Annotated in this window: 14 protein-coding genes; 13 read left to right on the plus strand and 1 reads right to left on the minus strand. The window is 45.7% G+C overall.

Annotation, left to right across the window (positions count from 1 at the left end; all coding sequences use genetic code 11):
* The first annotated feature begins 297 nt into the window (after positions 1–297).
* The 7 genes from mnmE (at position 298) to UFB30_RS00130 (ending at position 8,487) form a co-directional block, all read left to right on the plus strand.
* Positions 298–1,680, plus strand: a complete 1,383-nt coding sequence (mnmE, locus tag UFB30_RS00100; RefSeq protein WP_322419642.1) for a tRNA uridine-5-carboxymethylaminomethyl(34) synthesis GTPase MnmE — start codon at positions 298–300, stop codon at positions 1,678–1,680.
* 422 nt (positions 1,681–2,102) lie between these two features.
* The gene (mnmG, locus tag UFB30_RS00105) at positions 2,103–3,995 is read left to right on the plus strand and encodes a tRNA uridine-5-carboxymethylaminomethyl(34) synthesis enzyme MnmG (RefSeq protein WP_322419643.1); all 1,893 of its coding nucleotides are present in this window, start codon (positions 2,103–2,105) and stop codon (positions 3,993–3,995) included.
* Between the two features lie 20 nt (positions 3,996–4,015).
* Positions 4,016–4,732 carry a 16S rRNA (guanine(527)-N(7))-methyltransferase RsmG gene (gene rsmG / locus UFB30_RS00110; protein ID WP_322419644.1) on the plus strand — a complete coding sequence of 239 codons (717 nt, stop codon included), beginning with the start codon at positions 4,016–4,018 and terminating at the stop codon, positions 4,730–4,732.
* A 36-nt stretch (positions 4,733–4,768) separates the two neighbouring features.
* On the plus strand, positions 4,769–5,635 hold the full coding sequence (gene noc / locus UFB30_RS00115) for a nucleoid occlusion protein (RefSeq protein ID WP_322419645.1): 867 nt from the start codon (positions 4,769–4,771) through the stop codon (positions 5,633–5,635).
* Positions 5,636–6,135: 500 nt separating this feature from the next.
* Entirely contained in the window at positions 6,136–6,897 is a 762-nt protein-coding gene (locus UFB30_RS00120; protein WP_322419646.1) for a ParA family protein, read from the plus strand.
* Positions 6,890–7,741: a ParB/RepB/Spo0J family partition protein gene (locus UFB30_RS00125; protein WP_322419647.1), complete on the plus strand. Its 852-nt coding sequence runs from the start codon at positions 6,890–6,892 to the stop codon at positions 7,739–7,741. Before UFB30_RS00120 ends, UFB30_RS00125 begins: the two co-directional genes overlap by 8 nt.
* A 29-nt stretch (positions 7,742–7,770) precedes the next feature.
* Positions 7,771–8,487 carry a DUF554 domain-containing protein gene (locus UFB30_RS00130; RefSeq protein WP_322419648.1) on the plus strand — a complete coding sequence of 239 codons (717 nt, stop codon included), beginning with the start codon at positions 7,771–7,773 and terminating at the stop codon, positions 8,485–8,487.
* Here UFB30_RS00130 and yyaC read toward each other — a convergent pair.
* Positions 8,432–9,055, minus strand: a complete 624-nt coding sequence (yyaC, locus tag UFB30_RS00135; RefSeq protein ID WP_322419649.1) for a spore protease YyaC — start codon at positions 9,053–9,055, stop codon at positions 8,432–8,434. The genes UFB30_RS00130 and yyaC overlap by 56 nt on opposite strands.
* Before the next feature lie 195 nt (positions 9,056–9,250).
* Here yyaC and UFB30_RS00140 point away from each other — a divergent pair, with 195 nt between their 5' ends.
* From UFB30_RS00140 to rpsR, 6 genes are all read left to right on the plus strand, one after another.
* Positions 9,251–10,276: a mechanosensitive ion channel family protein gene (locus UFB30_RS00140; RefSeq protein ID WP_322419650.1), complete on the plus strand. Its 1,026-nt coding sequence runs from the start codon at positions 9,251–9,253 to the stop codon at positions 10,274–10,276.
* Between the two features lie 11 nt (positions 10,277–10,287).
* Complete coding sequence (locus UFB30_RS00145; protein ID WP_322419651.1) at positions 10,288–10,485, plus strand: DUF951 domain-containing protein; 198 nt, start codon at positions 10,288–10,290, stop codon at positions 10,483–10,485.
* A 190-nt stretch (positions 10,486–10,675) separates the two neighbouring features.
* Positions 10,676–11,776 carry a redox-regulated ATPase YchF gene (gene ychF / locus UFB30_RS00150; protein ID WP_322419652.1) on the plus strand — a complete coding sequence of 367 codons (1,101 nt, stop codon included), beginning with the start codon at positions 10,676–10,678 and terminating at the stop codon, positions 11,774–11,776.
* Positions 11,777–12,219: 443 nt separating this feature from the next.
* Positions 12,220–12,510 (plus strand): 30S ribosomal protein S6, encoded by a 291-nt coding sequence (gene rpsF / locus UFB30_RS00155; protein ID WP_039812934.1) that lies wholly within the window; start codon positions 12,220–12,222, stop codon positions 12,508–12,510.
* A gap of 66 nt (positions 12,511–12,576) precedes the next feature.
* Positions 12,577–13,092 (plus strand): single-stranded DNA-binding protein, encoded by a 516-nt coding sequence (ssb, locus tag UFB30_RS00160; RefSeq protein ID WP_322419653.1) that lies wholly within the window; start codon positions 12,577–12,579, stop codon positions 13,090–13,092.
* A gap of 45 nt (positions 13,093–13,137) precedes the next feature.
* The gene (gene rpsR / locus UFB30_RS00165; protein ID WP_039812930.1) at positions 13,138–13,374 is read left to right on the plus strand and encodes a 30S ribosomal protein S18; all 237 of its coding nucleotides are present in this window, start codon (positions 13,138–13,140) and stop codon (positions 13,372–13,374) included.
* The last annotated feature ends 47 nt before the right edge of the window (positions 13,375–13,421 follow it).

Below are 13,421 nucleotides of genomic sequence, written 5' to 3' on the forward strand. Positions count from 1 at the left end.
GCAGGAAGGGACAGGTGAGACCTGGCATGGCGAAGCCTGCGGGCTCACCGCCCGGCCACGGAAAGCGTCCCCCTGGAGCGGAAATCATCAGCCAACGTATAGAAGGAACATAATATATACGTTACCCACATGTGAATAACCCATTTCCTTACCATACATTGTGGATAATGCCAACTGATTTTCTTTTTTTCAATGCAAAAGTATGGTATTCTAATGATTTAGAGAGTATATATCGGAGGCCTTCTGTGTGGAAGGCCCTTCTTACTGTATAGAGAAAGAATAACGAGGTGACATGTTATGGAGTTTGACACGATTGCAGCAATTTCAACACCTATGGGTGAAGGCGCGATCGCGATTGTACGGTTAAGCGGTGATGAGGCTTTCACGATTGCTGACCGTGTATATAGAAGTGGCGGGAAGCAGCTGCAGTCTGTCCCATCCCACACCATTCATTACGGTCATATCGTCGACCCGAGAACAGACGAAACCATTGAGGAAGTCATGGTTTCTGTTATGAAGGGGCCAAAGACGTTTACCCGTGAAGATGTGGTGGAGATCAACTGTCACGGCGGTGTTGTCAGTGTAAACCGCGTGCTGCAGCTGCTCCTGCGTGAAGGTGCAAGACTTGCTGAGCCGGGTGAGTTCACGAAGCGTGCATTTTTAAATGGACGGATTGACCTGTCACAGGCAGAAGCAGTGATGGATCTGATCCGTGCCAAAACGGATCGTGCGATGAATGTCGCAATGAATCAGATGCAGGGAAGATTATCCCGTCTGGTGCAGTCATTGCGTCAGGAAATTTTAGAAATTTTAGCGCAGGTGGAAGTAAATATTGATTATCCTGAGTATGATGATGTTGAAGAGATGACATTAAATATGATGATGGAAAAATCAAAGTATGTACGCGATGAGGTGGAAAAGCTGCTGAAAACATCGGAACAGGGGAAAATTCTGCGTGAAGGCCTCTCAACCGTGATTATCGGCAGACCGAATGTCGGAAAATCTTCCTTATTAAATAGCTTAGTGCAGGAAAATAAAGCGATTGTCACGGACATTCCGGGTACAACGCGTGATGTGATCGAAGAGTATGTCAATGTAAGAGGCGTTCCGCTCAAGCTTGTCGATACAGCAGGAATCCGCGAAACGGAAGATATCGTCGAACGGATTGGTGTGGAGCGGTCACGCCAGGTGTTAAAGGAAGCGGATCTGATCCTGCTTGTATTAAATCACGGTGAAGAGCTATCTGATGAAGACCGCAGACTATTTGAAGCGGTCAGCGGCATGGATGTCATTGTGATTGTCAATAAAACGGATCTGGATCGGGCCATTGATCTGGATGAAGTGAAGCAGCTTTCAGGTGATCATAAGCTTGTGACGACCTCCCTCTTAAAAGAACAGGGTGTAGATGAGCTTGAAGAAGCCATTGCTTCATTATTCTTTGACGGTTCAGTTGATCTGGGCGACGGCACATATGTTTCAAACAGCCGTCACATTGCACTGCTTCACCAGGCGCTTCAGGCGATTGAAGAAGCGCTTCAGGGTGCTGAAATGGGTACACCGGTTGATATGGTGCAGATTGACCTGCGCCGTACGTGGGAGATCCTTGGCGAAATGATCGGGGATACCGTTCAGGAAAGCCTAATTGACCAGCTATTCTCGCAGTTCTGCCTTGGGAAATAAAATAATCTTTTATAACTGCTACCCTGCGTTTCAGGCGGACGCTTTCCGGACGGTGGTTGCTGAGCCTCCTCAGGCAAGCCTTGCGGGGTCTCAGCTTCCCACTAATCGTCCCGGAGTCGCCGCCTTTCACTCCGGGTAGCGCGAATTTCTCTTCCAACAGTCAAATGATATAAAACTGACCCAACTTTCTAAGGGTGGTTTATTTTAAAATAATTTATCTGAATCAGTATTAAATAAATGATTTATTTCATTGCACCTAGCTGATTGGAGCGTAAGGCGGGGACTCCGGCGCGAAAAGCGTGACAGCTGAGACCCCGCAGAGCTTCAGCTTGAGGAGACTCAGCGCACGCCGCGCGGAAAGCCTCCGCCTGAAGCGGAAATCAGCGGCACTGGTTCAGTTAAAAAGGAGGACATTCATCATCATGGTGAAAAAATTTGAGGCAGGAAATTATGATGTAATCGTCATTGGTGCCGGTCACGCAGGTGTGGAAGCAGGTCTTGCTTCTGCGCGAATGGGTGCAAAAACACTAATGTTAACAATAAATCTTGATATGGTGGCATTTATGCCATGTAACCCTTCAGTCGGCGGACCGGCTAAGGGAATCGTTGTACGTGAAATCGACGCGCTTGGCGGTCAGATGGGGCGTACAATAGACCAGACGCATATTCAGATGCGTATGCTGAACACTGGAAAAGGACCTGCTGTTCGCGCGCTTCGTGCACAGGCTGATAAGGTGCTTTACCAGCAAATGATGAAAGAAACGATTGAAAATGAGCCGAACATGACGCTTCTTCAGGGAATGGTTGAAGAACTGATCATTGAGGACGGTGAGTGTCACGGCGTGATCACAAATACTGGTGCAACATTCCGTGCGAAAACAACGATTATCACTGCGGGAACATTCCTGCGCGGTGAAGTCATTATCGGCGACCTGAAATATTCAAGCGGTCCGAATAACCAGCAGCCTTCAATTGGTCTTGCAGATCATATGAGAGATCTTGGCTTTGATGTCGTACGTTTTAAAACGGGAACACCACCGCGTGTAAACAGTTCGACAATTGATTACACGAAAACTGAAATTCAGCCCGGTGATGAAACGCCGCGAGCCTTCAGCTATGAAACAACTGAATTTATTACAGATCAGCTGCCATGCTGGCTAACCTATACAAATGCAGAAACACATCAGATCATCGACGATAATTTACACCGTTCTGCAATGTACTCAGGTATGATTAAGGGTACAGGCCCTCGTTACTGTCCTTCAATCGAGGATAAGGTTGTGCGTTTTAATGATAAGCCACGCCACCAGATCTTCCTTGAGCCTGAAGGCCGTAATACCAAGGAAGTCTACGTGCAGGGTCTTTCTACAAGTCTGCCTGAAGATGTGCAGCAGCAGATCCTGTCAACGATTCCGGGTCTCGAAAATGCACAGATGATGCGCTCAGGCTATGCCATCGAGTACGATGCAATGGTGCCGACGCAGCTGTGGCCAACGCTTGAGACGAAAAAAATCCGTAACCTGTATACAGCGGGTCAGATTAACGGAACGTCAGGCTATGAGGAAGCAGCAGGTCAGGGACTGATGGCCGGTATTAATGCTGCCAGACGTGCGTTTGACAAAGAAGAAGTCATCTTGAGCCGTTCTGATGCGTATATCGGGGTACTGATTGATGATCTTGTGACGAAAGGGACAAACGAACCTTACCGTCTGCTGACGTCACGTGCTGAATACCGTCTGCTTCTGCGTCACGATAATGCAGATTTGAGATTAACAGACGTTGGTTATGAGATTGGTCTGATTTCAGATGAGCGCTACAGCCGTTTTAACCTGAAAAAAGAGCAGATCGATGCAGAAATTAAGAGACTGCAGGAAGTCATTATTAAGCCGAATGAAGCTACACAGACACTGCTTGAAGAAGCAGGAAGCTCTGCTTTAAAAGATGGAATTCGCGGAACAGACCTTTTAAGAAGACCGGAAATCACGTACAATCATATTAAAGTATTGTCACCTGCAGAGACTGAACTCCCTGCTGATGTAGAGGAACAGGTCGAGATTCAGGTGAAATATGAAGGCTATATTGAAAAATCTCTTCAGCAGGTCGATAAGCTGAAAAAGATGGAGAATAAAAAAATTCCAGAAGGCATTGATTATGATGCGATTACGGGGCTTGCTTCAGAAGCAAGACAGAAGCTGCGCGAGGTTCAGCCGCTGTCAATCGCCCAGGCATCACGCATCTCCGGTGTAAACCCGGCGGATATTTCAATTTTACTTGTCTATATCGAACAGGGTAAAATTGCAAAAGTATCCGGTTGAATGATCTAAAGGAGACCAATATGACAGAACAGCAGTTTTACGAACAGCTAAAAGCAAAAGGTATTACGCTTAGTGACGAGCAGCTGCAGCAGTTCAGAAAGTATCATGAAATTCTTGTCGAATGGAATGAGAAAATGAACCTGACAGCGATCACTGACCGTGAAGAAGTATATTTAAAACATTTTTATGACTCAATCACAGCCGCATTTTATTTCGACTTCACAAAGCCGATGAGCATTTGTGATGTGGGAGCGGGCGCAGGTTTTCCAAGCATTCCGCTGAAAATCTGCTTCCCGCACCTGAATGTGTCGATTGTAGACTCCCTCAATAAACGGATTACATTTTTAAATCACTTAGCAGACGAGCTGAAGCTTGAAGATGTACACTTTTACCATGACCGTGCTGAGACGTTTGGCAAAAATGCTGACCACCGCGAGCAGTATGACCTTGTGACAGCACGCGCTGTGGCAAGGCTGTCTGTGCTTTCAGAGCTGTGCCTGCCACTTGCCAAAACAGGCGGTCACTTCGTTGCAATGAAGGGTGCGGGTGCGTCTGAAGAGCTTGACGCCGGTCAAAAAGCGATTACGCTCCTTGGCGGCAAAAAGACAGCGGTCCACGCTTTCACGCTTCCTGAAGAGGAAAGTGAACGATCTGTTATCGTCGTGGAAAAAGTAAAATCTACACCGAAGAAGTATCCAAGAAAGCCGGGAACACCGAATAAATCTCCGCTTTCATAATGGCGTTTAGTTTTTCACAAAGGGTGGTGTGTCTTGATGAAGACTCCGTTTTCACGGATCTTTGGCCTTGGTGATAAGGACGAGCCTGTTTCGCCTGAAACCACGGAAGAAAAAGCAGTAAACCAAGAAGAAGTTAAACAAATCGACATTCATCAGATCAAACCGAACCGTTTTCAGCCGAGAACGATTTTTGATGATGAAAAAATAGATGAGCTGGCAAGAACCATTCATACACACGGCATCATTCAGCCGATCGTTGTACGCGAAAGCGGAGACGGTTCCTATGAAATCATTGCCGGTGAACGCAGATGGCGCGCGATGAAATCCCTTCAATGGGAAACCGTTCCCGCCATTGTGAAAAATATGAGTGACACTGAAACAGCATCTGTAGCTTTAATTGAAAATCTTCAGCGCGAAGAACTTTCTCCCGTGGAAGAAGCGATGGCTTACCAAAAGCTCCTGGATCTTCATGAATTGACACAGGAAGCCCTGGCCCAGCGCCTTGGAAAAGGTCAATCAACAGTCGCCAATAAGCTGCGTCTTTTAAAGCTGCCTGAATTCGTTCAGGAAAGCATTATCCAGAAAAAAATGACGGAGCGGCATGCGCGTGCACTGATTCCTTTAAAGGATGCTGAGCTTCAGAACAAACTCGCAGAAGAAATCATCGAACAGCAGCTGAACGTCAAGCAGACGGAGCAGCGCGTACAGAAAATGCTTGAAGCCAAAGAGACAAAGCCGAAGCCAAAACGCAAGGCATTCAATAAAGACGTACGGATTGCCGTCAATACAATCCGCCAGTCACTGAATATGATCTCTGACTCAGGCATGAAGCTCGATTCAAAAGAAGAAGAGTACGATGATTACTATCAGATTACGATCAAGCTGCCTAAAAAGAAGAAATAGATTGCTAGAGTAGAAGCCCGCTTGTCATGAGCGGGTTTTTATTTTGCCTGAAAGATCATAAGTCAGGGTTTGGAGGTCGTATTTAACTGTTTGGGTGCCGCATCTCTTCCGTCGAGGTAGCGGTACACCCGGATCGAACGTTGTATGAGCCAAATTGACGTATGTATTCTGCAAATTGAGTGCTGCACCAGCCCGCTTGATGCCTTTAAGACACTAAGGGCTTATTTCTTAAAGGCATCAAGAGGGCGTGGCGGTTTGTACCTGTTTTCGCTGAAGTTGCAGCTATCTGTGGTGAAGTTGATGTGATACACCCGGAAGCTTGTCTTGGTTTCTGCGTCAGCCTGCAGCAATGACTTCCCGGGTTTGTCGTATTTCCAGAGTTCCTGTCATGATCCCCCGAAGCCAAAACAACCACTCTACTTTTACAGGCAATCTCTGTTAAAATAAACTTAATATTTTCATAGACCGAAGCATTCACAAAAAGGGGACGGGTGACACGAATGGGGAGAATGATTGCGATTGCGAATCAAAAAGGCGGAGTCGGTAAAACGACGACGTCTGTTAACATCAGTGCATGTCTTGCTTATTTGGGGAAAAAGGTTTTACTCGTTGATATGGATCCGCAGGGGAACGCGACGAGCGGGGTTGGCATCAACAAAGGGGATGTAGATGAAAGTATTTATGAAGTGTTAGTAGAGGATGTATCAGCTAAAAGTGTGATCAGGGGTACATCTGTTGAAAATCTGTATGCGATTCCTGCGACAATCTCACTTGCAGGAGCGGAAATTGAGCTTGTTTCGATGGTTTCCCGGGAAATAAGATTGAAAAAAGCGCTTGAGGATGTACAGCACAGGTTCGATTATATTATTATTGATTGTCCGCCCTCGCTTGGGATGCTGACGATCAATGCTTTAACTGCTTCAGATGCCTGTATTATTCCGGTGCAGTGTGAATATTACGCACTTGAAGGCCTCAGTCAGCTGTTAAGTACAGTGAGACTCGTTCAAAAACACCTCAATCATCATTTACTGATTGATGGTGTGCTGCTTACCATGCTGGATGCAAGAACAAACCTTGGTATTCAGGTCATTGCAGAAGTGAAAAAGTATTTTCAGGATAAAGTATACAGAACAATTATTCCAAGAAATGTAAGATTGAGTGAGGCGCCGAGCCATGGGCTGCCTGTAATTTTATATGATCCGAAGTCAAAAGGGGCAGAAGTCTATCTTGATTTAGCAAAGGAAGTGATCATTAATGGCTAAAGGACTTGGTAAAGGTGTGAACAATCTTTTTAAAGATATGTCTTCCATTCACGATGAGCACATTCAGCAGCTGTCAGTGAAAGACATCCGTCCGAATCCTTATCAACCGAGAAAAATATTTGATGAAATTCCGCTTGAAGAGCTGACGCTTTCTGTCAAAGAACATGGGATTTTACAGCCGATTATTGTCCGGAAAAGTCTGAAGGGATTTGAAATCGTTGCCGGAGAACGCCGTTTCAGGGCAGCAAAAGCAGCAGCGCTTACGCATGTGCCGGCCGTTATCCGTGATTTAAATGACCGGCAGATGATGGAGCTTTCCGTGCTTGAAAACCTGCAGCGTGAAGATTTAACGCCTGTTGAAGAGGCAAAAGCCTATGAAACGCTGATGCAGAAGCTGAAGATCTCACAGGATGAGCTTGCCAAAAAGGTTGGTAAAAGCAGACCGCATATTGCCAATCACCTGCGTCTGCTGAATCTTTCAGAACTGATTCAGGAAAAGCTTTCACGTAAAGAGTTATCAATGGGACACGGCCGCGCGCTTGCAGGGCTGAAAGATAAGGAAACAGCTGAGCAGCTTGCTGATAAAGTCCTGAAAGAAGGCTTAAATGTACGTCAGCTCGAAAAACTCATTTCAGAAGCCGCTCCCACTCGGAAGGAAAAACCAAAACGAAAGGCAGATCCTCATTTAAAGCAGCAGGAAACCGTGCTGAGAGAGCGTTTTGGTACCAGTGTGGCCATTAAGAAAAACAAAAATAAAGGCAAGATTGAAATTGAATTTATGTCAGAGGATGATCTTGAACGGATTTTATCGCTGTTAGGTGAAGATACGGAGAACCGCTTCTGAGATAGAGAGCAGGAAAGAGGGAGTTTCGCTTGGTATTGTTGGGAACATTGGTAAATGGTCTGTTAATTGTGATCGGCACACTGATCGGAAAGCTGCTGCACAGAATTCCGGAGAAAATGAAAGCAACTGTCATGTCCGCCATTGGACTTGCAGTCGTGGTGCTTGGTCTGCAGATGGGCCTTTCAAGCAACAATTATCTGATTGTGATCATCAGTCTGGTGCTTGGAGCGGTGATCGGTGAATGGATGGAGCTTGATGACAAGCTGAATGCAATGGGCAGATGGATTGAGCGGAAGGTTGGATCGAAGGGTGAGACGAGTATTTCCCAGGGCTTTGTGACAGCGACACTGATCTTTGTCATCGGTGCGATGGGCGTGATCGGAGCGCTGGATTCAGGGCTCCGCGGTGATCATCAGGTACTGTTCACAAAATCCATTATTGATGGATTCGTCTCAATTATCTTAACGTCAACGCTTGGTGTCGGCGTGTTGTTCTCTGCGATTCCGGTTGTCCTTTATCAGGGAGCGATCGCACTGTTTGCCACGCAGATTGACAAATTTGTCCCTGACGTCCTGATGGATCAATTTATCGCTGAAATGACGTCAGCAGGCGGCATCATGATTTTTGCGATCGGACTGAATCTGATCGGCATCACAAAAATCCGAGTGGCCAACCTGCTCCCGGGTATCCTCATTGTGGGTGCGATTGTGACAGTTGTTCACCTGTATGAAGCGTATGGGTTTTAGCGATCTTTTTTCGTAAAAGAATATTGGAATAATGAATGGCATCTGTAATCTTAGAAGCCATTTCATTGACTAAATAAAGGCGTGTATTCTGTAGCATCGCATGCTCCATGAAGCCGCCTGCATTTACAATCCCTGTGATATGCACATCACCAATCGGCGGCAGCTGTTTCTGTACGCCTGCACCAGGGAAGATCGGTCCCTCCCCGACTTCGATATAGCCGATATTGCGGAACTGACCGAGGCATGCATCAATCGCTACAATAAAAGGATTGTCATACTCCAGCCGGATTTTTTCAGCAGTATCTGCCAGATTCAGTGCATGTACAGGGTCCTTTAACGTCCCGTACAGATCGCAAAATGGCAGCTTTCTTTTTTCAAGAAGCGATCCCGTCAGCGGTCCGAGTGAATCACCTGTAGAGCGGTCAGTTCCAATACATACATACACAATCGGCCGGTCAATGGGATATTTTGAAGCAAGTGTCTTTGCGAGTCGGTGTGGTGTCATGTGATCCTCTAAATGACTGCGGCAGCTAGTATCGGTAAATTGCGGCGGTATCGCTTCGTTCATATTAGCCAGCTCCTCTCACTTCTACAGTATAGGTAGATTCCTATTTTTTATTCTGTTTATTCATTATATAATACATTTTGTTCTTTTTAAAGAACAAAATGTTTTTTTTCTTATAAGTTGGAGAAAAAAACGAACGCTGATAAAATAAAGAATAGCTTGAGATGATTTTTCTAAAAAAAGCAGGAAGTGATATAAATGGAACTTGCTACACCGGAAACACCGTTAACACCTGGAACGCCTGATACATCGGAAACACCCGAAACACCTGAAAATCAGGAAACAGAGGGGCCACCTGAGACAATAGAAGAAGTCGTTGACATAAGTGCCTGGAAAGAAGCATGGGACTCAGTCGTTGCCTATTTAACAAATGAGGCAGTCTGGGTTCAATTCGGTATTACTTTTTTAAGGATTATTCTGATCATTGTCATCGCAGGCATCGTCGTCCGTATTGCTAAAAAGCTCATCCAAAATGTCTTTAAAGTGCGTGCGCGCGGCCCCGTACAGGTGTCGATCCGCCGGGAGAACACGCTGTTAAAACTGCTGCAGAATGTAGTGTCTTACGTCGTTTATTTTGTCGCCGTGCTTGCTGTACTTTCTGCATTTGAAATTGATGTCCGCGGTTTGATCGCCGGTGCCGGGATCGTCGGACTTGCCGTTGGTTTTGGTGCCCAGAACCTTGTCCGTGATATCATTACAGGATTCTTTATCATTTTTGAAGACCAGTTCTCTGTGGGAGATTACGTCAGAATCGGTCAGGCAGAAGGACATGTGGAAGAGATCGGTCTTCGCACAACAAAAATTAAAAGCTGGACCGGGGAATTGCACATTTTTCCAAACGGAAACATTACGGAAGTAACGAACTTTTCGATTCACAATAGCGTAGCTGTCGTGGATATCAGTATCGCTTACGAAGAAGACGTAGCGAAAGCTGAACAGGCCATTCGTGAATTCTGTGACTCTCTCGAAGGTAAATATGAGGAGATCCTGATGAAGCCGGAGCTGCTCGGTGTTCAGACACTTGGCGCTTCAGAAGTTGTCATGCGCGTCATTGCAGAAACGCAGCCAATGAAACATTGGTATATAGGCAGGGAGCTCAAACGTGAAATCAAGCATTATCTTGATGAGCGCGGAATTGAAATTCCATTCCCTCGTATGGTGATGTACTCAAGAGAGGAAGCAGGTAAGCTTCAAACGGATATGCAGGACAAAGTGAAAAAATAGGAGGATATTTCATGGAGGAAAAAGAGTTTGGACTACATGATGTAGTAGAAATGAAAAAACCCCATCCGTGCGGAGTCAACCAGTGGAAAATCATCCGGATGGGAATGGATATCAGAATCAAATGTGAGGGCTGTCAACACAGCGTCATGATTCCCCGCAAGGAGTTTTCCCGTAAAATGAAGAAAGTGCTTGTGAAGCATGAGGAATAAAAAAGAGACCGCATGAGATCAGGAATGATGTCATGCGGTTTTTTCATTTAGCGGAAGCAGCTGAGATCAAATCCCGCCCACACGCCGGTCCTCTTGTATTTATCAAAGGAACTCTTTATAATTGTGTGAGGTTTGTATATGACACGTCACATGAATATGTTTTCAATAGAAGATTCAAGGAGTGAACGAAATGGCTTTAACAGCTGGAATCGTGGGCTTACCGAACGTCGGGAAGTCTACTTTATTTAATGCAATTACAAAAGCAGGTGCTGAATCTGCAAACTATCCGTTCTGTACAATCGACCCGAACGTCGGGATCGTAGAAGTACCGGACCCGCGTCTGACTAAGCTGACTGAGCTGGTTGAACCGAAAAAGACCGTTCCGACTGCATTTGAATTTACTGATATTGCAGGGATTGTAAAAGGTGCCAGTAAAGGTGAAGGCCTCGGTAACAAGTTCCTTTCACATATCCGTGAAGTAGATGCAATTGTACAGGTTGTCCGCTGCTTTGCAGATGACAATATCACACACGTTTCAGGTAAAGTGGACCCGATTGATGATATCGAAGTCATCAACCTTGAGCTGATTTTAGCGGACCTTGAAGCTGTCGATAAGCGCATCGGCCGCGTTGCTAAAATGGCCAAGCAAAAAGACAAGGATGCTGTCATTGAAATGGCTGTTCTTGAAAAGATCAAAGAAGCGCTTGAAAACAATCAGGCAGCAAGAACTGTTGAGCTGAATGAAGAGCAGGCGAAAATCGCAAAAGGCATGCACCTGTTAACAAGCAAGCCAATGCTTTACGCTGCAAACGTAGGTGAAGATGAAATCGCGGATCCTTCAGATAACGAATACGTACAGCGCGTGCGTGAATTCGCAAAAGAAGATAACGCAGAAGTGATCGTTGTCTGCGCGAAGATTGAAGAAGAAATTGCAGAGCTTGATGAAGATGAAAAAGCAATGTTCCTTTCAGAGCTTGGCATTGAAGAATCAGGTCTTGATCAGCTGATCCGTGCAACATACGATCTGCTTGGTCTTGCTACGTACTTCACAGCTGGTGTTCAGGAAGTACGCGCATGGACATTCCGCCACGGCATGAAAGCACCACAGTGTGCCGGCGTCATCCACACAGACTTCGAACGCGGCTTCATCCGTGCAGAAACCGTTTCTTATGACGACCTGATCGCCTCAGGCGGCATGTCTCCGGCAAAAGAAGCAGGTAAAGTACGCCTTGAAGGTAAAGAATATATCGTAAAAGACGGAGATGTCATTCACTTCCGTTTTAACGTATAAATGAGCTGTGCCCCCGGGAGAGAGATTCCGGGGGTTTTGTTTTGGTTGAAAATATTGTCTTGAGGAATAGGTCAAATGACATGATTCTACGAACATACTCCATTTTTCTAAGAACACTCGCTTGTAACCTCCGAACAATCTCGCCTATTCTAAGAACCACAAGCATTTTTCTAAGAACCAAACCGAATTTTCTAAGAACCAAACCCTGCCCGCCAAACCACCTCCCCCCGACTGGACATCCCACCCCCAATCCGTTACAATAAAATAAGAACAAATGTTCTATTTCTGTTTGGGGAAGAACAGGAATCTCAAAAACTTACTATCGCCCTTGTCCAAAAGATCTCACTATGCTATAATATATCCTTGTGAGTAATAGAAATTTTTTATTATTCCTTGTCTCCTGACAGCAGGAGGCCGCATAGACCATAAGGAGGTGAAAACCGATGAGAAAGTACGAAATCATGTACATTGTCCGTCCAGACGTTGATGAGGATCAGAAAAAAGCTGTAACTGAGCGTTTTGAAGAAATCCTTACTTCAAACGGAGCGGAGATCATCGAGTCAAAAGAGTGGGGTAAGCGTCGTTTCGCTTATGAAATCAACGATTACCGCGAAGGATTCTACCAGATCGTTAAGTTGAACTCAGGTTCTGAGGCTATCAACGAATTCGACCGTCTGGCTAAGATCAGCGATGATATCGTTCGCCACATGACAATCCGCGAAGAAGAAAACTAATCTCTAAATATAAGTTCCTTGCAATAGCAGATACCTGCTTGCGCAAAAATAAAGGAGTTGGTTCTGATGATGAATCGAGTCGTATTAGTCGGTCGATTAACGAAGGATCCGGACTTGCGCTATACGCCAAGCGGTGTAGCAGTTGCAACATTTACACTCGCTGTTAATCGTGCTTTCACGAACCAGCAGGGAGACCGTGAAGCGGATTTTATTAACTGTGTGGTATGGAGACGTCCAGCTGAAAACGTGGCAAACTTCCTTAAAAAGGGAAGCCTTGCAGGCGTTGACGGACGTATTCAGACACGAAGCTATGACAACCAGGAAGGCAAACGCGTGTATGTCACTGAAGTGAATGCAGAAAGTGTTCAATTCCTGGAGCCGAAGAACGCTTCAGGCGGCCAGTCCGGCGGCGGAAGCTACGGAGGCAATCAGGGGTATCAGGACAATAATAACTTCGGTCAGAATCAACCGCGTGAAAACCAAAGCAACCAGAATAACCAGAACTACACAAGAGTGGACAAGGACCCATTCTCAAATGACGGTCAGCCGATCGACATTTCAGATGATGATCTGCCATTCTAAGAGGTGTAGAACCATAAAATCTTAAACAAGAAGGAGGGGAATCCCATGGCAGGAGGACGCAGAGGCGGTCGTCGTCGTAAGAAGGTGTGTTACTTTACTTCAAACGGTATTACACACATCGACTATAAAGACGTAGATCTACTAAGAAAGTTTATCTCTGAGCGTGGAAAAATTCTTCCACGTCGTGTAACTGGCACAAGCGCTAAGTATCAGCGCAGACTGACAGTTGCTGTTAAGCGCGCACGTACAATGGCGCTACTACCATTCGTTTCAGGCGAATAATAGCAAAAAGCTGCCGTCTCTTCGTGAGACAGGCAGCTTTTTTCATT

Origin of the sequence: Jeotgalibacillus haloalkalitolerans (assembly GCF_034427455.1) — a bacterium.
Lineage (GTDB): Bacteria > Bacillota > Bacilli > Bacillales > Jeotgalibacillaceae > Jeotgalibacillus > Jeotgalibacillus haloalkalitolerans.

Coding starts and splice junctions, on each gene's coding strand:
- yyaC (WP_322419649.1), bottom strand. CDS start 9,055: ATGAACGAAGCGATACCGCCGCAATTTACCGATACTAGCTGCCGCAGT.
- mnmE (WP_322419642.1), top strand. CDS start 298: ATGGAGTTTGACACGATTGCAGCAATTTCAACACCTATGGGTGAAGGC.
- mnmG (WP_322419643.1), top strand. CDS start 2,103: ATGGTGAAAAAATTTGAGGCAGGAAATTATGATGTAATCGTCATTGGT.
- ychF (WP_322419652.1), top strand. CDS start 10,676: ATGGCTTTAACAGCTGGAATCGTGGGCTTACCGAACGTCGGGAAGTCT.
- UFB30_RS00125 (WP_322419647.1), top strand. CDS start 6,890: ATGGCTAAAGGACTTGGTAAAGGTGTGAACAATCTTTTTAAAGATATG.
- rsmG (WP_322419644.1), top strand. CDS start 4,016: ATGACAGAACAGCAGTTTTACGAACAGCTAAAAGCAAAAGGTATTACG.
- rpsR (WP_039812930.1), top strand. CDS start 13,138: ATGGCAGGAGGACGCAGAGGCGGTCGTCGTCGTAAGAAGGTGTGTTAC.
- ssb (WP_322419653.1), top strand. CDS start 12,577: ATGATGAATCGAGTCGTATTAGTCGGTCGATTAACGAAGGATCCGGAC.
- UFB30_RS00120 (WP_322419646.1), top strand. CDS start 6,136: ATGGGGAGAATGATTGCGATTGCGAATCAAAAAGGCGGAGTCGGTAAA.
- noc (WP_322419645.1), top strand. CDS start 4,769: ATGAAGACTCCGTTTTCACGGATCTTTGGCCTTGGTGATAAGGACGAG.
- UFB30_RS00140 (WP_322419650.1), top strand. CDS start 9,251: ATGGAACTTGCTACACCGGAAACACCGTTAACACCTGGAACGCCTGAT.
- UFB30_RS00145 (WP_322419651.1), top strand. CDS start 10,288: ATGGAGGAAAAAGAGTTTGGACTACATGATGTAGTAGAAATGAAAAAA.
- rpsF (WP_039812934.1), top strand. CDS start 12,220: ATGAGAAAGTACGAAATCATGTACATTGTCCGTCCAGACGTTGATGAG.